Genomic DNA, 20,602 nt, shown 5'->3' with positions numbered 1-20,602 from the left:
CCCACGCTGAGTTGGCTGTGGGGTTTCCGGGCCTTGTTACTCGGCCACGGCGCTGAGCTCGGTGCGCAGGGTCCGCAGCGCGCCGGCCAGCAGCCGCGACACGTGCATCTGGGAGATGCCCAGCTCGGCCGCGATCTGGGACTGGGTCAGGTTGCCGTGGAACCGCATCGCGATGATCTTCTGCTCGCGCTCCGGCAGCCGGGCCAGCAGCGGGCGCAGGGCCTCGCGGTTCTCCACGTTCTGCATGTCCGGGTCTTCGCCGCCGAGCAGATCGCCGAGGCCGGCCGCGCCCGGGTCGCTGCCCTCGCCGGCTGGGGCGTCGAGGGACAGGGCGCGGTACGCCTGCCCGCAGTCGAGGCCCTCGATGACCTCTTCCTCGCTGACGTCGAGGCGCTTGGCGAGGTCGGCGACGGTCGGGGAGCGGCCGAGGTCCTGGGCCAGGTCGCCGGAGACCTTGCTGATCTCCAGGCGCAGCTCCTGCAGGCGGCGGGGGACGCGGACGTCCCAGCCCTTGTCGCGGAAGTGCCGCTTGAGCTCCCCGACGATCATCGGGATCGCGTAGCTGGTGAACGCCGCCCCGCGGGACGGGTCGTAGCCGTCGACGGACTTGATCAGGCCGAGGTTGGCGACCTGGACGAGGTCGTCGAACTGCTCGCCGCGGTTGCGGAAGCGGCGGGCCAGGTACTCGGCGAGCGGGATGTACAGCTCGATGAGCCGGGCGCGGACGCGCTCGCGGTCGGGGCCGGCCTGGAGGTCGGCCATGAGCGACAGCAGCGCGCGGGCCTGCGCGTCGGTGGCGCGGGTGCTGGTGCTGGTGCTCTCGCTCGCGGCCTGGGTGCTGGGCGCGGCGTCGGCGAGGGCGCGGTCGATGGCACGGTCGACAGAGATGGTCATGGGAAAATGGCCCTTCTGGTGCTTGACCGGCGGGTTCGGTGGTCGGCAGCCTGCGCGCAGACTCGTGCTGCGCCCGGGAAGGAAGGAAGGCATGCGCCGCCACGCCGGTCGGAATCGCTACTCGGCGCCCGTTTCTTGAGCGCCGGTGCAAGACCTGCATCGCTCGCCGGGGCACACCGCCGCTGCTGGACGGCACCCCACGGCCGAACTGTCCGTTCGGCTGAGGCGAGCTGACCCGACTGTACTAGATGCCCACGCCGAACGCGAGGCCTGGGCGTCGAAGCCTGTCGCTGTATCACTGATTGTTGATTGAGCCAATACGCTGAGTATCCACAATGCCCGAGTGTGCATTTCAGTTTGGTAATCGATCGGGTCCGCATGCCGATACCGGGGCTGCGTTTTTGCAGCGCGCAAGCTACCGTCTCCACCGTGGCGCGCGCCTGTTTCAACATTGATCCGTGAGGTGCGGATCGGGGTGCCGTCGCTAAGGAGTTACACGTGGCATCAGGCACGGTGAAGTGGTTCAACTCGGAGAAGGGCTACGGCTTCATCTCGCAGGACAACGGTGGTCCCGATGTGTTCGCGCACTACTCGGCGATCCAGGCCACCGGCTACCGCGAGCTGACCGAGGGTCAGAAGGTCGAGTTTGAGATCACGCAGGGCCAGAAGGGGCCGCAGGCCGACAACATCCGCGCGGTCTGACACACACCCCAAGTCGTAGGCCGAGACCCGCTTCACGGCCGAAGGAGTAGCAAGCCCCCGTCCGAGAACCCTCGGCGGGGGCTTTGCAGTTTTGTGAGACTTTCACAGATCCCGGCACTTTCGCCGGCTTGTCTGGGGCCTTTGCGTGGTTGTCCCGCGTTGCGCGCTGAGCGCTGGTTCGGGCTTTACGCCAGGGCCGCCTTGGGGCGGGCGAAGACCTCGGGCGTGCACGAGTGGGCGTATGCGTGCCGGATCATTCGCAGCGCCCATCCCATGCGGTAGGTCGCGCACTCCGGATGGTCGCCGAACTCGGTCGCGACATTGGCCGCACAGCCCTGAACGCCGATGTGCCGCAGGGTGCTGGTGACCGCCGCGCGCACGTCCCGGTCCGCCGGGAACTGGGACATCTGCAGCGTGGAGGCGAAGAGCGCTTCGGCGCGGACCGCTTCGAACGTGGACTCCATCACAACCTCCTGCCGAACTCTCTCTCCCTGCTGTGGTCCAGCTAACTCCTGTCCGGGTGCCGGGGCGGGAACTGTTCGGTTGCGAAATGGTTCGGTTCCTCTAGGGGGAACGCTCGGCGGACAGGCCGAATTCCTCAAGTACGCCGGTCATCTGCAGCAGCCGGTGCACCGCCGGGCTCGTGCCGGTGATGCGCAGGCCGCCGCCGACGTCGGTGTTTGCGGCCACGAGCACCTGCAGGCCGGTCGAGTCCATGAAGGTCACGCCGGTCAGGTCCAGGTCGACCCGCGACGGGCCGTGGCGGTGGATGGCTTCTCGGAGCACGTTGATCAGCTCGGGGGCGCTGGTCATGTCGAGCTCACCCGAGGCGGTCACGGTGACCGTACCGTCCGGGGCGGGGGTGGCCTGGGCGGCGAACTGGGTCATAGCAGCTTCGTGACCTTCACGAGCAGGCCGTCACGGTCCACGTCGACGGCGTCGGCGAGGCTACGGACGACCTTGAGGGAATGACCGGAGGCGGTCAGGGCGTTGAGAGTCTCGGACGCGGACTCTCCGGGGTTGGTGACTTCGATCACACACTGGATTTCGTCGACCGTCGCGCGGACCTGAAAGGCAACACCGACTCGCACATGAGCGATCACGTTCGCCCACGTCTCGTTGACGATGAGGCCGATGTCTGTCCGGGTCTGTTCGGTCACGCCGAGCCCGCTCAGGGCCCCGTCCAGAACATGCCGGAGCGTGTTCATGCGATCGAGGTCGCGCGGTAGGTCGACGGTGAGGCGAAGGTCCACGAAACAACTCATACCGCAGCTGTTCAACAAGGAAACGTCGGGACGGTCCCAAAACGATCAAGCTGTGGCCGGGGCGGGCGCTCAGCCGGCGTACGCGAAATCGTGGGCGGCCAGGTCCTCGTAGGCCTCGCGGACCATCTGCAGCGCCCAGGACATGCGGCGGGCGGCGGTCTCGGGGTGCTCGCCGAACTCGCCGGCGACCCGGCCGACGCAGCCGTTGACGCCGTAGCGGCGCAGCGTGCTGGTGACCGCGCCGCGCACCTGCAGCGGCGTGGGCTCCTGCGAGACCTGCAGGACGGAGGCGAACAGTGCCTCGGCGCGTACAGTGTCGAATGTGGTGTCCATGTCAACCCCCCGGTTGATGTGCTCCCTGACACGATTCAGAGAACAGGTGGACCGGTGCCTTGCCGGGACTCCTTCGGGTGCCGGACGGTAGCGCGGCCTCCCGACCAGCGTGGGGGCGGTTACGGCCCCCGGGACCCGCTCGGGTGCCGGACGGTTGCCCGCCACGCGGGCGCAGGGCTTGCCGACCGATCGTGTTCGGGTTACGGTCGATCCAGTCCCGCGGAAGTCGGCAATCTGCCGCCCGGGGACGCTCTTCGCCACCGCGTGTCACGCTCTCGCGTAGGAAGCCAGGCGGCCACCGCACACGCAGCGCAACCCCGTTCCTCGGATACACGCGTACCCGACGATCGCTTTTCCTCACGGCCGAACAGTCCTAGGAGGACGCATATGGCCCCAATCGAAGTGTTGGAACGCACCACTCAGAAACAGAACCCCGCAGGTCAGGGCCGCCGCCGGACCCGCTCCTCGCCTCGCAACCGCGATCACAGCCGCCCGGCCAACCAGCCGCAGCCGCCCACTCCGGGCGAGGCCCGCGAGGTCGCCGGCATCGCCGACGTCCACCGCGACAAGATGATTCTCCGGGTCGACAGCTACCTGCCCAGCCCCGAAGATGTCGCGATCCCCGCGGCCATGGTCCGCAAGTACGGCCTGCGCCAGGGCGACGCCCTCACCGGCAGCGCCAACGGCGGCACGCTCACCCGGCTCGACACGGTGCACGGCAACGACCCCGAGTGGGCCCGCAACCGTCCCGAGTTCAGCAAGCTGACCGCGCTGTTCCCGCAGGAGCGACTGCGCCTGGAGACCGGCCCGCGCCAGCTCACCGCCCGGCTGATCGATCTGGTCATGCCGATCGGCAAGGGCCAGCGCGCGCTGATCGTGTCGCCGCCGAAGGCCGGCAAGACGATGGTCCTGCAGGCGATCGCCAACGCCGTGGCGCGCAACAACCCCGAGTGCCACCTCATGGTGCTGTTGATCGACGAGCGGCCCGAAGAGGTCACCGAGATGCAGCGCTCCGTGCAGGGCGAGGTCATCGCCTCGACGTTCGACCGTCCGGCGAACGAGCACACCGGCGTCGCGGAGCTCGCCATCGAGCGCGCGAAGCGCCTTGTCGAGCTCGGCCACGACGTGGTCTTCCTACTCGACTCGATTACCCGGCTCGGCCGGGCGTACAACAATTCGGCCCCGGCATCGGGGCGAATCCTCAGCGGTGGCATCGACGCCAACGCGCTGTACCCGCCGAAGCGGCTCCTCGGCGCCGCGCGCAACATCGAGAACGGCGGCTCGCTGACCATCATCGCGTCCGCGCTGGTCGAGACCGGCTCGACGGGCGACACCGTGGTCTTCGAGGAGTTCAAGGGCACCGGCAACGCCGAGCTGAAGCTGGACCGCAAGCTCGCCGACCGCCGCGTCTACCCCGCGATCGACATCGACTCGTCGAGCACCCGTCGCGACGACGTGATCCTGCACCCCGACGAGCTGATGGCCATCCAGCGCCTGCGCAAGGCCCTCAGCGCCTCAGGGCCGTCGGCGACCGAGCAGCTGCTCGACCGTCTCGCCAAGACGCAGTCGAACGCCGAGTTCCTGACGCTCCTGCTGCGCGGCCAGGCCTGATGCCGCGCTAGAGCGCCAGACGAGCCATACGGGAGTGCCGCGCTAGAGCGCGACGCGGGAGCGCATCAGCGCCTCTTCGGTGGGCAGGACGCCCAGAGCCGAGGCGAACGCCATCTCGCGGCCCCAGGACGCCACGTCCGCCGGGGCCAGATCGGCCATGCCCTCGACGGCGACCAGGTGGGCGCGGTACGCCAGCCAGCGCGCCGCCGCCGCCGCGCCGTCCGGCGTGTTCTGGTCGCTCCAGCGCATCTCGACCACGAGGAACATGGCCAGGTAGACGGCGCCCGCGGCCATGAGGGAGCCGGTGATCTGGTCGGCCAGGTTCGCGTGGAGCTTGAACGAGGTCCACATCCACGTGGCGAACATGAGCGCGGCCGGCAGGGCGGCGGTGGCCAGCAGCGTGCGGCGGGTCGGGCGGGAGAGCCGGCGCTGGGAAAGGCCGCGCGTGCGGGCCTCCTCGGCCACGGCGCGGTAGAAGGTGCCCCGCCAGCGGCGCGCCTCCGTCCAGCTGCGGAACGCCAGGCTGGTGAGGGACGCCTCGCCGTTGACCGAGAGCTGGTTGACCCGGTCGAGGACCTGCCGCTCGTACGGCGTGAGGCTGCGCCCGTCGCCCTTGCGGAGGCGGACCGTCGTCTCCTCGGGATCGTCGCCGGGCTGGCGCAGCTCCAGGAAGCCGCGGGCGGCCAGGTCGAGCAGCGTGCTGTCGATCGCGTCCTCGTCGGAGCGCCACCGGTTGACCATCAGGCTGACCACCGCCGGGGGCTCCTCACCCGGAGGAGTGGTCAGCGCCTCGCCGGCATCGGGCAGCCGCGGCCGGGAGCGCCAGAGCGCGGCGGCCGTCAGCAGCACCCACACCGCGAGCGTGACGGGCACGCTGAGCTGCAGGAACGGGGGCCAGTCCACGGGAACCTCCGGGCGGGGATCTGCGATGGCGGCGGAGCAGGGAGCCCAACCACCTTAGACCGTGCGGCCGTAAAGCCGACGCTGGCGCCCGCCGTCGATCCGCTAAATGATGATAAGTCCGATATGTCGGGCTAGCGGAGCGCCCGACATATCGTATGAGCGTGCAGATCCCTCTGGTGCCGGAGATCGAGCTCGAGCTCGCCGAAGAATGCGTCGGGCTGTTCGATGCCACCGGTGGATATCGCAGCGATACGCCGCCGCCGTTCTGGCGGTTCGCGTGGCCCGGTGGCATGGCACTCGCCCGATTCGTCCTCGATTTTCCGCACATAGTGCGGCAAAAGCGAATCGTTGATCTGGGCAGCGGCTCCGGCATTGTGGCAATCGCCGCCGCAATGGCCGGGGCGCGCCAGGTCGTAGCCGTCGACACCGATCCCGCGGCGCGCGCCGCTGCCTTGCGCAATGCCGCGCTCAACGGCGTCGAGGTCGAGACGGGCGCGGAGCCGGTGCCGGGCGACGTCGTGCTGGCCGGGGACGTGTTCTACTCCCCGGCCGTCGCGCCCGCCGTGCTGAAACTCCTGCGCGGGACCGAGGCCTACGTCGGCGACCCCGGCCGCGGCTTCCTGCCCGAGCGGCTCTTCGAGGCGGTCGCGGCGTACGACGTCCCCGTCCGCCGGGCTCTGGAGGACGGGGACGTCATGCGTACCACGGTGTGGCGGCTCGCTACTTCCCGCGCTGCTTCGGCTGCTGGTCCTTGAGCTTGTCGAGGCCCTTGTCGAGGCCGGCCCGCCGCAGGGCGTCGGCGAGCGCGCCGCCGCCGCTGAACGACGAGTCGCGGCCGCCGCCGGAACGCCCGCCGCCGGTACCTCCGCCGGAACGTCCGCCGCCGCGCGCATCGCCGCCGCGGGAGTCACCGCGCTGACCGTCGCCGCGCGGGCCGCCGCCGCGCTGACCGTCACCCCGGGGACGGCGCTCGGCCGGGCCCGAGCCCGAGCCGCCACCGGAGGCCGGGGCGGCCTCGTCCTCGAGGCGCAGCGTCAGCGAGATGCGCTTGCGCGGGATGTCCACGTCGAGCACCTTCACCCGCACGATGTCGCCGGGCTTGACCACCTCGCGCGGGTCCTTCACGAACGTGCGCGACAGGGCCGAGACGTGCACGAGGCCGTCCTGGTGCACGCCCACGTCGACGAAGGCGCCGAACGCGGCCACGTTCGTGACCACGCCCTCCAGCAGCATGCCGGGGGTCAGGTCCGAGATCTTCTCGATGCCGTCGGCGAACTCGGCGGTCTTGAAGGCCGGGCGCGGGTCGCGGCCGGGCTTCTCGAGCTCCTTGAGGATGTCGGTGACGGTCGGCAGGCCGAACGTGTCGTCGACGAACTCCGCGGGCTTGAGCCGGGCCAGCGCCGTACCGTTGCCGATCAGTCCTTTGACGTCGCCGCCCGTCGTGGCCAGGATGCGCCGGACGACGGGGTAGGCCTCGGGGTGCACCGAGGACGAGTCCAGCGGGTCGTCGCCGTCCGGGATGCGCAGGAAGCCGGCGCACTGCTCGAACGCCTTCGGGCCGAGGCGGGCGACGTCCTTGAGGGCGCGGCGGGTGCGGAACGGGCCGTTGGCGTCGCGGTGCGTGACGATCGCGGCGGCCAGGGTCGAGCCGATGCCGGAGACGCGGGTCAGCAGCGGGGCCGACGCGGTGTTGACGTCGACGCCGACGCCGTTCACGCAGTCCTCCACGACGGCGTCGAGGGAGCGGCTCAGCTTCGCCTCGGACAGGTCGTGCTGGTACTGCCCGACCCCGATCGACTTCGGGTCGATCTTGACCAGCTCGGCCAGCGGGTCCTGCAGCCGCCGGGCGATCGAGACCGCGCCGCGCAGCGACACGTCCATGCCGGGCAGCTCCTGGGAGGCGTAGGCGGAGGCGGAGTACACCGAAGCGCCCGCCTCCGACACCATCACCTTCACCACCGACAGCTGCGGGAACTGGGCGACCAGGTCGGCGGCCAGCTTGTCGGTCTCGCGGGAGGCGGTGCCGTTGCCGATCGCGATGAGCTCGACCTTGTGCTTCTGGCACAGCGCGGCCAGCGCCGCGATCGACTCTTTCCACTTGTTCTGCGGCACGTGCGGGTAGATCACGTGCGTGTCGACGACCTTGCCGGTGGCGTCGACGACGGCGACCTTCACGCCGGTGCGGAAGCCGGGGTCGAGGCCCATTGTGGCGCGGCTGCCGGCCGGGGCGGCGAGCAGCAGGTCGCGCAGGTTGGCGGCGAAGACGCGCACCGCCTCCTCCTCGGCCGCCTGCCACAGCCGCATCCGCAGGTCGATGCCGAGATGCACGAGGATGCGCGTACGCCACGCCCAGCGGACCGTGTCGGTGAGCCACTTGTCGCCCGGCCGGCCCTCGTCGCGGATGCCGAACTTCGAGGCGATGGTCGGCTCGTACAGCGACGGCGCCTCCGGGTCCTGGGTCGGCTCCAGCACCAGGTCGAGCATCTCCTCCTTCTCGCCGCGGAACATGGCGAGGATGCGGTGGGAGGGCAGCTTGGTGAACGGCTCGCTGAAGTCGAAGTAGTCGGCGAACTTGGCGCCGTCGGTCTCCTTGCCGTCGCGGACCTTGGACACGACCCGGCCCTGGCCCCACATCTTCTCGCGCAGCTCGCCGATGAGGTCGGCATCCTCGGAGAAGCGCTCGACCAGGATGGACCGGGCGCCGTCCAGCGCCGCCGCGACGTCGGCGACGCCCTTCTCGGCGTCGACGAACACGGCCGCGGCCGCCTGCGGGTCCACGTTCGGGTCGGCGAGCAGCCCGTCGGCGAGCGGCTCCAGGCCGGCCTCGCGGGCGATCATCGCCTTGGTGCGCCGCTTGGGCTTGAACGGCAGGTAGATGTCCTCGAGCCGGGCCTTGGAGTCGGCCCCCATGATCTGCGCCTCGAGGGCGTCGTCGAGCTTGCCCTGGCTGCGGATCGACTCGAGGATCGCGGCGCGGCGCTCCTCCATCTCGCGCAGGTACCGCAGCCGCTCCTCCAGCGTGCGCAGCTGGGCGTCGTCGAGCATCTCGGTCGCCTCTTTGCGGTACCGGGCGATGAAGGGCACCGTGGCGCCGCCGTCGAGAAGGTCGACCGCCGCGGCCACCTGCCGTTCCCTGACGCCGAGCTCTTCCGCGATGCGCTGGTGAATCGAGACCGTCACGAGCAGCATTGTGCACGTATTTTTAGCCAGGCGCCCACTCCGTGGGGTACGCGCCGGGGGGTTCCCACCCCCGGACCCCCATGGCCGCAAGCGGCCACCAAGCGTCGGGGGCTGGGCCCGATTCCTAGCCTGGCGCCCACTCCGTGGGGTACGCGCCGGGGGGTTCCCACCCCGGACCCCCCATGGCCGCAAGCGGCCACTTCTGCGGGCGAGCAAAAGCGTGACCCAAAGTAGTTTTCTGGGAAGCGTTATTGACCCTGGGCCGCCACGTCTCCTGAATAGGTTCGACAGGAGGCGCTGATGAGCACGGCCACGGTGATCGCGGCACGAGCCGGCGACCAGCGGGCACTCGATGCCCTGGTCGGCGAGTACCTGCCGCTGATCTACAACATCGTCGGGCGCGCGCTGCAGGGGCACGCGGACGTCGACGACGTCGTGCAGGAGACGATGCTGCGCGTCGTCGACGGGCTGCCCCGCCTGCGCGAGCCGGAGAGCTTCCGCTCCTGGGCCGTCGCCATCGCCATGTCGCAGGTCCGCGACCGGCACCGCCGCCAGACCCAGGCGCCGCTGGTCGGGGACTGGGCCGACCCGACCGACACCGCCGACCCCGGCGCCGACTTCGCCGACCTGGCCATCACCCGGCTGCGCCTGTCCGGCCAGCGCCAGGAGGTCGCCGAGGCCACCCGCTGGCTCGACCACGACGACCGCGAGCTGCTCTCGCTGTGGTGGCTCGAGGCGGCCGGGCAGCTCGACCGCGAGGAGGTCGTCGACGCGCTGCACCTGACCCGCCAGCACGCGGCCGTGCGCATCCAGCGGATGAAGGCCCAGCTCGACGCGGCCCGGGCGGTCGTGCGCGCGCTGGCCGCCCGGCCCCGCTGCCCCGAGCTCACCGCCGTGCTGCACAGCTGGGACGGCCGCCCGAGCGCCCTGTGGCGCAAGCGGCTGGCCCGGCACACCCGCGAGTGCCGGCAGTGCGACCGGGCGTGGTCGGACATGGTCGCGGCCGAGCGGCTCCTGGCCGGCATCGCGCTCGTGCCGGTCCCGTTCGTCTTCAGCGCCATGGCCGCGGGCGGCGCCGGCACCGCGGCCACGACGACGGCCGCCGTCACCACCGGCAAGGCGGGCGGGATCAAGGCGATGCTGTTCGGCTGGTTCGCCGCGTCGAAGCCGGCGCTGGTGGGCCTCGCGGCGACGGCCGCCATCGCCGGTACCGCGGGCGCCGCCTACATCGCCACCCAGGGCGACGAGAAGCCGGCCGTGGTGGCGGCGGCCCCTTCCACCTCGCCGGCCGGGAACAGGCCGAGCGAGGCCCCCGCCCCGAGCCTGGTACCCAGCAGCGCGCCGCCGACCGCCGCCCCGTCCAAGACCACCGTGGCCGCGCTGCCGCCGGCGACCAGGAGCGCCAAGAAGGGCGTCAGCACCAACGACAAGTTCGGCGCGAACAACGCCCCGGCGATCAAGGACGTCAAGGCCGCCTGGTACTACGACTGGTCGCCGAGCCCGGTCGCGACCGTCGCCGGCGCCGAGTTCGTGCCGATGGTCTGGGGCGCCGGCAACGTGAGCGGCGACCTCGCCAAGGCCAAGGCCAACGGCAAGACCCTGCTCGCGTTCAACGAGCCGGACCTCAAGGAACAGTCGAACATGACCCCGGCGCAGGTCCTCGACCTGTGGCCGCAGCTGCAGGCGACCGGGATGCGGCTGGGCAGCCCGGCCCCCGCGTTCGGCGCGGACACCCCCGGCGGCTGGTTCGACCAGTTCATGCAGGGCGTGAAGGACCGCGGGTACCGCGTCGACTTCATCACCCTGCACTGGTACGGCGGCGACTTCGGGCCCAACGCGGCCAGCCAGCTCAAGACCTACATCCAGAACGTCTACAACCGCTACCACCTGCCCATCTGGCTGACCGAGTACGCGCTGATGCGCTTCGACAACGGCACCGTCTACCCCTCGACCGACCAGCAGGTCGCGTTCGTCAACAGCTCGACGGCCATGCTCCAGGGCCTGTCCTACGTCGAGCGGTACAGCTGGTTCCTGCTCTACACCAGCAAGTCCGGCGACACCGGCCTCTACAGCAACGGCACCACCCCGACCCAGGTGGGCGCCGCCTATCGAGCCGCAGGAGGATGATCATGGACGCGAGATCGAGCGGGGCCGCCACGCTGCTCGCCGCCCTCAACGAGGCGTGTGAGGACTTCCAGCGCTACGGCCAGCAGGTGGCCGCGGCGCACGGTCCGCTGCACTGGGAGCTCATCGGCCGCATCGGGCGGATCGGCCCGGGCGAGTCGCCCTTCGCGCTCGTCGGGGTCGTGCTGCGGTACGAGCGGACCACGGTGGACCTGGGCGTGGACGTATGGGTGCGCGAGGGGGCGTTCGAGGTGAGCGGCTACGCCACGATCGACGGCCGCCGGATGCTCATCGACCTGCCCGACGTGCTGACCGAGGACGTCGACGAGGCGATCAGCGCATTGCGGGAGTACACCCGCCGGCTTTGCGCCCGTCGGAACGTTCTCGAGGAAGCGGCCTGAGCAGGCGCACCACCACCGCGACCAGGCCGAGCGCCGCCGTGGCCGCGCCGCACGCCACCAGCGTCGCGGCCGGGCCGGCCGCCTGCACCACCGGCGCGCCCAGCAGCGCGCCGAGCGGCGTGGACACGACGAGCACCGCGTGCCGGGCGGCCAGCACCGGCGGCAGCCGCTCGGGCGGCACCACGCGCTGGAAGATCGACATGCTCGCGGTCGGGTACGGCGCCCACGCAAGCCCGGCCAGCGCCAGCGTGAGCAGGTCGGCCCAGCGGGGCAGGCCGAGGCCGAGCGGCAGGAGCAGCAGGCCGAACGCGAGCACGGAGCCGATCGCGGCCGGCCACAGCGGCAGGCGCGGCAGGTGCCCCGTGGCGATCGCGCCGATCACGGCGCCGACGCCGAAGGAGGTGTACAGCAGCCCGACGTCCTGCGCCGACGACGCGAAGAGCGGTATCGCCACCGGTACCGGACCGAAGAGCAGGAAGAACCAGAACGACAGCGTCATGAGCGCCACGAGCCGCCGGTCCCGCCGGATCGCCGCGAACCCGGCCGAGCGCTGTTCCCGCCGCGGCAGGGGGACCCGGGCGCGTACCAGCGCGAAGGAGACGGCCAGCACCGCGAACGTCACCGCGTCGGCCGCGAGCACCGCGGGCGCGCCCAGCCACCCGATGAGCAGGCCGGCGAGCAGCGGCCCGGCCACCGTGGCGGCCTCGGTGATCAGGGTGAGCAGCGCGTTCGCGGGCACGTGCAGCTCGGCCGGGAGGACCTGGGCGACGAGGGTGTACCGCCCCGCCGACCCCCACGCCGAGAGCAGCGCGGAGGCGGCCAGCAGCGCGGTGTACCGGCCGATGGTGAGCGCCCCCAGCCAGGCCAGCACCGGCACCGCGCCGAGCAGCACCGCGCGCAGGGCCGCGTCGAGCGCGGCCAGGTGCGCCCCGCTACGGCCGCGCAGCAGCGGCGCCAGCAGCACCGCGCCGGCCGCGCCCGGCAGCGTGTAGGCCGCGATCGCGAGCCCGATCCACAGCCCGCGCTGGTGCTGCGGCGCGCACTGCAGGGCGAGCCAGCCGATCGCGACCGCGCTCATCCCGTCGCCGAGTGCGGAGAGGGCCAAGCCGGGCAGTACTCGGCCGAAGACCCGGTTCCGCACCACCGGCCAATAGGGAGGCATCGATTGATTCTGGCCCATGCGGGCATGGGGGTCGATGCCCCGTGAAGTTTGCTACACGCCGCCGGGGCGCAGGCGGGGCAGGCGCGTGTCGACGTCCGGCACCGAGTAGCCCAGCGCCCGCAGCCGCGCGCTGACCTCCTCGATCGGCTTGCGGATCTTCTGCGCCGCGGCCAGCAGGTGGTTGAGCGGCACCGGCTGGGAGGCGTCCAGCCACGGGCGCGAGCCGTCCAGGTCGGTGCTGGCCAGCAGCAGGTCGTTCGGCTTCACCGAGTCCACGGCGATGCTGGAAAGATCCACATCCACGGTGTACCCCAGCGTCTCCAGCCGGGCCGCGATCTCGTGCACCGGCCGGCGCACCCGGCGGGCGGCCTGCAGAAGGTGCGGCAGCGGCACCTGCTCCTCGAGGTCCAGCCACGGCTGCGAACCGTCCAGGTCGCGGCTGGTGATGAGCAGGTCGTCGGGCTCCACCTGGTCCAGCGAGGGGCCGGCGCCGTGCAGGCTCACCGCGTAGCCCAGGAACGTCAGCCGGGCGGCGATGTCGTGCACGCTGCGGCGGGTCCGCTGGGCGGCGCGCAGGATGCGGATTGTGGGCACCGGCTTCATCGGGTCGAGCCAGGGGTCGGACCCGTCGAGATCCTCGCTGGTGATGGTCAGGTCGTCGGGCTCGAGATGGTCGATGAGGATGGCGTCCGGGTCGACGTCGACGCGGTACCCGCACGCGGAGAGCCGCGCCGCGACCTCCCGCACCTCCCGGCCGGTCGACTCGGCGGCGCGCAGCAGGTGGATCAGCGGCACCGGGCGGGACGAGTCCAGCCACGGCTGCGAGCCGTCCAGGTCGCGGCTGGCCAGCTGGAGGTCCTCCGGCTCCAGCTTTACGACCTCGATCGCGTCGAGGTTGCCGCCGAGCTGGAAGCCGAACGAGCGCAGCCGCGCCGCGACCTCGGTCACCGGCCGCGAGGTGCGCTCGGCGGCGCGCAGCACGTGCACCGGGGCGACCTCCTCGCTCAGGTCCAGCCACGGCGAGGTGCTGTCCAGGTCGCGGGAGATGAGCACCAGGTCGTCTGGCTCGGTGGTGAGCGTCTCCCAGCCGCTGTCCAGCGGGTACCCCAGCAGCGCCAGGCGGGCCGCGGTCTCCTCGGCCGGCAGCCCGACCTTGTGCGCGGCGCGCAGCAGGTGCAGCAGCGTCACCGGCTCGCGCGGGTCCAGCCACGGGTGCGAGCCGTCCAGGTCGCGGCTGGCGATCGTGAGGTCCCGCGCGTCGAACTGCTCCAGCGGCAGCACGTCGACGTCCACGTCGACCTCGAAGCCCAGCTGGCGCAGCCGGGCCACCACCTGGTGCACGGTCCGGCCGCTGCGATGGGCCGCACGCAGGAGATGCACCAGGTGTACCGGCTGATCGGGCTGCAGCCACGGGCGCGTACCGTCGACGTCCCGGCTCGTGAAGATCAGGTCGTCGGGGTCCACGCCCACGGTCGTGGCGCCCACCGACGGCTCGAAGCCCAGCGTCTCCAGCCGCGCGGCGACCTCCGGGGCCGAGCGCCCGGTCTTACGCGCCGCCCGCACCAGGTGCACCAGCGGCACGATGTCCACCGGGTCGAGCCAGGGGCCGGTGCCGTCCACGTCGACGCTGAGCAGCAGCGCGTCGGACGGGCGGGACCGCAGCGCCCGCCGCCAGTCCGCGCCGGGCTTGAGCACCTTGCGGTAGCGGCCGCCCGCGGCCAGCGCGGTCAGCCGCCACTCGACGAGCTCGTCCGGGCCGCCGACGGGGCCGTCGTTGGCCACGAAGCAGCCGGTCACGGCCGCGTCGACGGTCTCGCCGTCCATCTCCCACTTGCCGTGACCGCGCTCGATCGCCTGCTCGAAGATGAGGTCGGCGACGAGCGGGCGCACCGGGGCGAGCCGGCACAGCCACTCGTAGCCCAGCAGGGTCGTGCCGGGCGCGGTGAGCGCGGGGACGGCCTCCCACAGCAGGCGGTCGACGTCGTCCTCGCGGTACGCCAGGATCTTCGTGCGGTCGACGGACAGGCGCGGCGCCAGGTCCCGGTTGAGGTTGACCACCGCCCCGAAGATCTCCTTGCCGGCGTAGAGGCCGTCGGCGAGCAGCGCGCCGCTGTTGCGGCACCACCAGACCCGCGAGCCGTCGGCCGCGACCACGCCCGGCCCGACGCGCTCGTCCTCGTCCTCGTCGTCGCCGAGGTCCTCGGCGACGCTCGACAGCTCGCCGGGCGCCCAGGCCTGGCTCTGCACGCCGTCGGTCGCGTCCGTGCCGAACTCGGCCACCCACAGGAGCTTGCGCAGCTCGTCCACGGCGCTGACGGTCACGCCCTCGCGCAGGTGCAGCCGGACCGTCGTACCCGTCTCGGTGCCCGGCCCCAGGTCCTGGATGCGGAACAGGCTGCCGGGGCCCGCGATCGAGACCCGCAGCCGCTCGCCGGCCCGGCCGTCGCGGCCCATCCGGCACGTCTGCACGGTCAGCTCGTCGGCGAGCATGAAGTAGCTCAGCACGCCGATGCCGAAGCGGCTGTTCGGGAACAGCTGCACCGGCGGGTCGAGCCGGGCCCACTCCGCCTGCTCCTCCAGGAACTCGGGCAGGTCGGCCAGGCGCACGCCGGCCTGTGAGAAGACCTCGCTGAGCTCGCGCACGCCCATGCCGATGCCGTTGTCGGAGCAGTCGAGGTAGGCGCGGCCGTGCTCGTCGACGCCCTGGGTGAACTGGATGCGGCCGTCCCACGGCAGCCGGCGGTCGTGGGCGCGGGTGAGGTACTCGGTGCGGGCCTCGCGGTAGCGGCAGGCGTCCAGCGCGTTCTGGTACAGCTCCCGGATCGCCAGCGCCGGGTCACCGTAGAGCTGCTCGCCCATGAGCAGCTCCCGGACCCGGTCCTCGGCGAGCCGGAAGCGCACCCCGGCGGACTGGTAGGCCGGCGCGCCGTCGCGCACCAGCGGCCCGACGTCGTCGGTCGCGGCCCGGTTGGGCAGGTGCCGCAGCGGCAGCAGCTCGTCGTCGCGGGCGGTGGCGCGCTGCGCCTCGGCCAGCAGCTGGTTGAGCGTGTCGATGTGCGCCCGCAGCGCCACCTCGATCGACGGGTGCGCGCAGGCGGCGGTGAGCACCAGCGTGGCGCCCCGCAGGTCCCAGTGCGAGTCGCGGACGGTGGCCAGCACCTGACCCGGGGTGACCGGGTCGCCGATGCCGAGGTGCTCGCCGACGACCTCCGGCAGCACCGTGACCTCGATGGCCAGGCCGCGCGCGATGGCCAGCAGGAAGCCGACGAGCCGTTCGCGTACGTCACCGTTGCGCGACAGCAGCGACTCGGGCCGGTCGTGCCGGTTGAGGAACGCCGGGTCGGCCCGGATCGCGCGCAGCAGCTCGGCGGTGCGCGCGTCCTCGGCCGCGCCGGTCAGCGCCGCGATCGTCGCGGGCTGGTAGGCCTGCGGACGGCGGCCGATCCACCGGTGCAGCAGCCACCAGCCGAGCTCGGCCGCGGTCTCCCGGCGCCCGGCGCGGATCGCGGCCAGGGCCCGCCGGTGCGGCTGGGCGTAGGTCTGCGTGAAGCGCTCGAACGCGGCCCGGTCGCTCGTCGCGTCCTGGGAGGGCTCGAGATCGCCGGGCTGCACCCCGCGCTCCTGGGCCGCGAGGCCCGACCAGAGGGCGTCATGCAGCAGCGGTACCGTCACGAGCAGCAGCGCCTCGGCCCCCGTGAAGATCACGTCGGCCGGCAGCAGGTCGAGCAGCTTGGTGATCTGCTGCGACATCCGGTCGCCGAAGTCGTCGTCCTGCCACGGGTCGTCGCCCAGCGCGGCCGCGGCCCGCCCGCGCGCCCTGGCGAGCGATCCCGCCAGCGCGACGGCTTGCTCACGGTGCGCTGACGCGTCCTCGACGCGACCCCACACCGTATGCTGACCCGCGATCGTTTCCCAGCCCGTTGGCGCCATGCGGGAAAACTTACCGGCCGACCGCAACGGACTGCGTGTAATACCCTCTGCTGGCGTTCCGGATGTTTGCGACATCGGACTTACGGCCGGTCGCCTTTTGCTGCGCCAGCCGCTACGGTGCTCCCGGCGTCTATGGTCACCGGAGGGGGATCCACGGAATGTCCGTCGCTGGAGACGGGGACAACGCGGGCGTTTCGGGCGCGGAGCCACCTGTCGCCGGGCCGCTGCCACCCGCCGCCGGTCCCAATCCCCGCCATCGCGTGCCCCCGACGGCCGCGGCCGCGGCGCGCGTGCTGCCGGAGCCGTTCACGCCGCCGAAGCCGAAGATTCCCGCCGTGCCCCACCAGCGCCGCCCCGACGGCCCGACCGCCGTCGCGAGCGCGGCCGTGCCGCCCGCCGAAGAGCCCGATCCGCTGCCGGTGGCGACGCTGGCGGGCGAGGCGCGCGCGGACGCGGCCGACATGGGCGACACCCGCAACCTCGAGTTCATCGTGTCGCTGCCGGGCATCTCGAACGACCCCGACGAACTGGCGCCATCCTCGGCCGACCCGATCGAAACGGTCGACGGCGAGCTGGTCCCCGACGGCCCGGCGTTCGCCGCCGACGACTCCCCGACCGTCGCCGACTACAAGGTGCCGGCCCTGACGATCGTCACCGACTACGCGCACGAGGACGCCGAGGACTACCGCGGCAGCCGTCGTCACCGGGTGATGCCCTGGCGGCGGTACCCGGTCGGCGCCGTCGCCGTCGCCGTGCTCATCCTGCTCGTCACCGGCGCCGTGGCCTTCCAGGCCGTCCGCGGCGACTCGACGCCGGGCAAGAGCGACAGCGTCCTGCCGGGCCGGGTCCCGGGCGTCGACATGCCGGGCGGCGCGGCCCCGGCGGGCGCCGTGGCCGGCCCCTCCGACGAGACGACCGGCCCCGAGGCGACCGACGACGGTGCGAACCCGGCGACGACCCGCCCGCGCACGACGGCGACCGGCTCGGCCGCCTCCCACCCGACCGGCTCGGCGGCCGTGTCGACGCCCCCGACGAAGGCGGCCCCGCCGCCGCCCCCGCCGCCGGTGGCCCAGCCGACGCAGGGCCGCGTGGTGGGGGCGCAGTCGCGCAAGTGCCTGGAGTACCGCAGCGGCTCGGCCTATCGCGTGGTCATCGACGACTGCGGCGGCCCGGCCCAGGTGTTCCGCGTCCAGGGCAACGCCGCGACCGGGGCGGTGCTGCTCGCGGACAACAACTACTGCCTGGACGTGCAGAACCGGGACACCGCGAACGGGACGCTGATCCAGGTGTACCAGTGCAACGGCACGCCGGCGCAGGTCTGGGTCCACCGCGCGGACAACACCTGGCAGAACCCGAACGCGAAGCGCTGCCTGACCGCGACGGGCACGGGCGCGGGCTCGTCGATCGTCATCTGGGACTGCGTGGGCGCCGCGAGCCAGATCTGGACGATGCAGTAAATCGTCTCCGATCGTTTGGATCCGACCGATTGCCTGATGGGGCCTTGGTCGAGGCGTCCGTCCGCCCGGCACACCGGAGGGAGCCTCGACGCATTGTGCGAAGAGGCTTGCCAGGCCGGTATGCCGGGTGATGAGGAGACCTGAGGTCATGCCGCCGGGATGTCCGGGCTGGTCATTTCCTCGTGCGAATCCCGGTCGCGCGGTGTGGATCGCATGCGGTGACCTTGCCGGGTGACCGCGTCAACGAGACGCAACGCGAACGGCTTGGCGATATGCGATGTCTGCGATCGGCGCTCCTGGAATCCCAGCGCGACGACCGAGGCGAGCAGGATCGCCCCGCCCACCGCCGACCACGGGGTCAACGGCTCGTGCAGGACCAGGGCGCCCAGGGCCACGGCGGCCAGGGGTTCGCTCAGGGCGACGACCGAAGCCGTGGTGGCCCGGACCACGGTCAGGCCCCGGAAGAAGAGGGCGTACGCCAGGGCCGTCGGCACGGCGCCGAGGAAGACCAGCAGGCTCACGGTCTCGCCCAGGTGGTGCGCGCCCGGGGCCAGGCCCTCGAAGGCGGCCACCGGCAGCAGGGCCGCGGCGCCGATGGCGAAGCCGCTCAGGGCCGAGTCGTACGGGTCGTCCGAGTGGGCGCGGTTGAGCAGCGTCACGGCGGCGTAGCCGGCGGCCGAGACCAGGGCCACCGCCAGGCCGGCGAGCGGGTGGCGGCCGGTGCCCGGGTTCTGGGCGACCAGCAGCACCAGGCCCAGCACCGACGCCGCGACCGTGGTCAGGCCGGCCCGGCCCAGGCGCTCGCCGAGGAAGAGGCGGGCGCCGATGGCGATCAGGATCGGGCCGGAGCCGAGGGTGACCACGGTGACGATGCCGACGCCGCCCAGCGCGATGGCGACGTAGTAGGCGGTCTGGTACACCGCCATGCCCAGGCCGTTGAGGATCCGCGTGGAGCGGGCGGCCCTGCGGGGCGTCGCGGTGCGCAGGAACGGGCGCAGCGCGGTGAGCAGGGCCAGGCCGCCGGCGTAACGCCAGAACGTGACGGCGATCGGGCCGAGGTCGCTCTGGTGGTACAGCACGGCGGCCACGAAGCCGCCGACGCCCCACGACACGGCGGCGAAGGCGATGAAGGACAGGTTGAGGCCGATGGAGTTTCGCATTCGAGTGTGCTCCCGGGTGGTCGGTGGGCTGGACGCGTTCCGAACGCGGGCAGCCACCACCGGCCCGGGGCCCTGGCCGCCGGGTGCTGTGGTTTCTTTGCCTGCCCGCTACCGGATGGGCGGCGGGCACACGACACGCAAGCACATGCGCGGGACCTTAGCGATCACCCGGCGGCCCGACACCTGAATTTGTCTTCTGGTCACGATGTGATGACAAGTCCCCGACACTCCCGCGTTGATCGACACGTACCGCGATCGCGACACGCCGGTTGACACGCCGCTGAGCGCGGGTTTCTTGCCTGGTCGTAACTATTCGTGTACGGAACTTCGTCGAATAGTCACCTTTCGATCGGCCGCCGGGTTGGTGCGTGGCGATTACGCTGTAGCGACACGCACAGCCGGAGGTCGCACCGTGGCCATTCACACCCCCGCCACGTTGGCACAATCCCCTCGTGACCTGCCGTGGACTCTCACGGGCGGGCGCGGCATTTTCGGTCTCGACCCAGTGACCGGGGCCATCGTGCTCTGGCTCGGGCTGATGGTGCTCATCTTTGTGTTCGTCCTGCTGGCCGCGTTCCTGTCGCGCTGGAGCCTGTACCGGCTCAACCGCGCCGACCGCCGCGCAGCCGTCGAGGAGGCCGAGGCGAGCCTGAGCCCGGCCGAGCGCGCGCGGCTGCGCACCGAGGCCGGCGAACTCATCCGGCAGGCCGCCGCGACGGCCGCAGCCGCCAAGCGGGCCCAGCTCACCGTTGTCGAGGCGCAGGCCCACAGCCTGTCCGCGCAGATCGCCCGCGAGCACGCGTGGACCACCTTCGACGTGGCCCAGAAGGCCTACCAGGAGGCGCTGCAGACCGCCGGGCAGGTCGCCGAGACGCAGCAGGCGCCGATCGACTCGGACGACGAGACCAAGCGCGAGGTGTCGCGCGCGGCACTGGACGCCTTCAAGCGCGGCGACATCACCGTCGACGCGCTGGAGCAGGTCTTCAAGGGCGTCGCCGGCGCCGACCCGCTGCAGGAGCTCGCGGCCCGCGAGGTCGAGCTGCGGCGCACCGCGGAGAGCCGCGCGCGCCGCCTGTACGAGGCCGCGGCGGCGACCGAGCGCGCCGCGGTGAAGGCGGCGGACGTGGCCGTGGTGGCCGCGGCGGCGCTGGCCCAGGAGGCGGCGGAGGTGGCCGAGGAGGCCGCGGAGCTGCGGAACACCCTGGACGCGGCGCGGCAGGCGGGCATCACCGCGTCGACCCTGCTCCCGAGGCCGCGCGTGCCCCGGCAGCGCAGCCGCAACTCGCGCTCGGACACGGTGGACAAGGCGACGCTCTCCGCCGGCGAAGCCGCCTGACGGCACGGCATTGACGCGATAAGTCGGGCGCTCCGCGCCGCGACAACTCGCTCGGACACGGTGGACAAGGCGACGCTCTCCGCCGGCGAAGCCGCCTGACGGCACGGCATTGACGCGATAAGTCGGGCGCTCCGCGCCGCGACC

General features: G+C 72.1%; 16 protein-coding genes and 1 pseudogene. 7 read left to right on the top strand and 10 right to left on the bottom strand.

What is annotated here, in order from left to right; translation table 11 throughout:
* Positions 1 to 36: 36 nt before the first annotated feature.
* Positions 37 to 894: an RNA polymerase sigma factor SigF gene (locus AB0B76_RS00285; RefSeq protein ID WP_360366857.1), complete on the bottom strand. Its 858-nt coding sequence runs from the start codon at positions 892 to 894 to the stop codon at positions 37 to 39.
* A 498-nt stretch (positions 895 to 1,392) separates the two neighbouring features.
* On the opposite strand from AB0B76_RS00285, the gene AB0B76_RS00280 reads away from it, so the two are divergent.
* The gene (locus tag AB0B76_RS00280; RefSeq protein ID WP_190251213.1) at positions 1,393 to 1,596 is read left to right on the top strand and encodes a cold-shock protein; all 204 of its coding nucleotides are present in this window, start codon (positions 1,393 to 1,395) and stop codon (positions 1,594 to 1,596) included.
* A 185-nt stretch (positions 1,597 to 1,781) separates the two neighbouring features.
* Here AB0B76_RS00280 and AB0B76_RS00275 read toward each other — a convergent pair whose 3' ends face one another.
* The 4 genes from AB0B76_RS00275 to AB0B76_RS00260 all read right to left on the bottom strand — a co-directional run bounded on the left by AB0B76_RS00275 (position 1,782) and on the right by AB0B76_RS00260 (position 3,194).
* A complete protein-coding gene (locus tag AB0B76_RS00275) occupies positions 1,782 to 2,060 on the bottom strand; it encodes a hypothetical protein (protein ID WP_360366854.1) in 279 nt (92 codons plus the stop codon).
* Positions 2,061 to 2,160: 100 nt separating this feature from the next.
* Positions 2,161 to 2,484 carry an STAS domain-containing protein gene (locus tag AB0B76_RS00270; protein ID WP_360366851.1) on the bottom strand — a complete coding sequence of 108 codons (324 nt, stop codon included), beginning with the start codon at positions 2,482 to 2,484 and terminating at the stop codon, positions 2,161 to 2,163.
* Positions 2,481 to 2,849: an ATP-binding protein gene (locus tag AB0B76_RS00265; RefSeq protein WP_360366848.1), complete on the bottom strand. Its 369-nt coding sequence runs from the start codon at positions 2,847 to 2,849 to the stop codon at positions 2,481 to 2,483. Before AB0B76_RS00265 ends, AB0B76_RS00270 begins: the two co-directional genes overlap by 4 nt.
* Positions 2,850 to 2,930: 81 nt before the next feature.
* Complete coding sequence (locus AB0B76_RS00260; RefSeq protein WP_360366845.1) at positions 2,931 to 3,194, bottom strand: hypothetical protein; 264 nt, start codon at positions 3,192 to 3,194, stop codon at positions 2,931 to 2,933.
* Positions 3,195 to 3,614: 420 nt separating this feature from the next.
* On the opposite strand from AB0B76_RS00260, the pseudogene rho reads away from it, so the two are divergent.
* A pseudogene (gene rho / locus AB0B76_RS00255) lies at positions 3,615 to 4,805 on the top strand (transcription termination factor Rho); the annotation flags it as partial.
* Positions 4,806 to 4,847: 42 nt separating this feature from the next.
* Here rho and AB0B76_RS00250 read toward each other — a convergent pair.
* Positions 4,848 to 5,708 (bottom strand): hypothetical protein, encoded by an 861-nt coding sequence (locus tag AB0B76_RS00250; protein ID WP_360366842.1) that lies wholly within the window; start codon positions 5,706 to 5,708, stop codon positions 4,848 to 4,850.
* Between the two features lie 161 nt (positions 5,709 to 5,869).
* Here AB0B76_RS00250 and AB0B76_RS00245 point away from each other — a divergent pair, with 161 nt between their 5' ends.
* On the top strand, positions 5,870 to 6,463 hold the full coding sequence (locus AB0B76_RS00245) for a 50S ribosomal protein L11 methyltransferase (RefSeq protein WP_360366839.1): 594 nt from the start codon (positions 5,870 to 5,872) through the stop codon (positions 6,461 to 6,463).
* On the opposite strand, the gene AB0B76_RS00240 is transcribed toward AB0B76_RS00245, so the two are convergent.
* On the bottom strand, positions 6,429 to 8,897 hold the full coding sequence (locus tag AB0B76_RS00240; protein ID WP_360366836.1) for a Tex family protein: 2,469 nt from the start codon (positions 8,895 to 8,897) through the stop codon (positions 6,429 to 6,431). The two genes, AB0B76_RS00245 and AB0B76_RS00240, sit on opposite strands and share 35 nt — an antisense overlap.
* A 291-nt stretch (positions 8,898 to 9,188) precedes the next feature.
* Here AB0B76_RS00240 and AB0B76_RS00235 point away from each other — a divergent pair, with 291 nt between their 5' ends.
* Entirely contained in the window at positions 9,189 to 11,015 is a 1,827-nt protein-coding gene (locus AB0B76_RS00235) for a sigma-70 family RNA polymerase sigma factor (RefSeq protein ID WP_360366833.1), read from the top strand.
* A gap of 2 nt (positions 11,016 to 11,017) precedes the next feature.
* The gene (locus tag AB0B76_RS00230; protein ID WP_360366830.1) at positions 11,018 to 11,413 is read left to right on the top strand and encodes a hypothetical protein; all 396 of its coding nucleotides are present in this window, start codon (positions 11,018 to 11,020) and stop codon (positions 11,411 to 11,413) included.
* On the opposite strand, the gene AB0B76_RS00225 is transcribed toward AB0B76_RS00230, so the two are convergent.
* Together AB0B76_RS00225 and AB0B76_RS00220 are read right to left on the bottom strand one after the other, a co-directional pair.
* Positions 11,346 to 12,575 carry an MFS transporter gene (locus AB0B76_RS00225; RefSeq protein WP_360366827.1) on the bottom strand — a complete coding sequence of 410 codons (1,230 nt, stop codon included), beginning with the start codon at positions 12,573 to 12,575 and terminating at the stop codon, positions 11,346 to 11,348. The genes AB0B76_RS00230 and AB0B76_RS00225 overlap by 68 nt on opposite strands.
* A gap of 51 nt (positions 12,576 to 12,626) precedes the next feature.
* Entirely contained in the window at positions 12,627 to 16,505 is a 3,879-nt protein-coding gene (locus AB0B76_RS00220; protein WP_360366824.1) for a hypothetical protein, read from the bottom strand.
* A 260-nt stretch (positions 16,506 to 16,765) separates the two neighbouring features.
* Here AB0B76_RS00220 and AB0B76_RS00215 point away from each other — a divergent pair, with 260 nt between their 5' ends.
* Positions 16,766 to 17,962: an RICIN domain-containing protein gene (locus AB0B76_RS00215; RefSeq protein ID WP_360366821.1), complete on the top strand. Its 1,197-nt coding sequence runs from the start codon at positions 16,766 to 16,768 to the stop codon at positions 17,960 to 17,962.
* Positions 17,963 to 18,108: 146 nt separating this feature from the next.
* On the opposite strand, the gene AB0B76_RS00210 is transcribed toward AB0B76_RS00215, so the two are convergent.
* Positions 18,109 to 19,122: an EamA family transporter gene (locus AB0B76_RS00210; RefSeq protein ID WP_360366818.1), complete on the bottom strand. Its 1,014-nt coding sequence runs from the start codon at positions 19,120 to 19,122 to the stop codon at positions 18,109 to 18,111.
* Positions 19,123 to 19,627: 505 nt separating this feature from the next.
* On the opposite strand from AB0B76_RS00210, the gene AB0B76_RS00205 reads away from it, so the two are divergent.
* The gene (locus AB0B76_RS00205) at positions 19,628 to 20,458 is read left to right on the top strand and encodes a hypothetical protein (RefSeq protein ID WP_360366815.1); all 831 of its coding nucleotides are present in this window, start codon (positions 19,628 to 19,630) and stop codon (positions 20,456 to 20,458) included.
* Positions 20,459 to 20,602: the final 144 nt, after the last annotated feature.

Source organism: Dactylosporangium sp. NPDC049140, assembly GCF_040648435.1.
The sequence above is the reverse complement of the archived record's forward strand: the minus strand, read 5'-3'. Positions and strand labels throughout refer to the sequence as shown.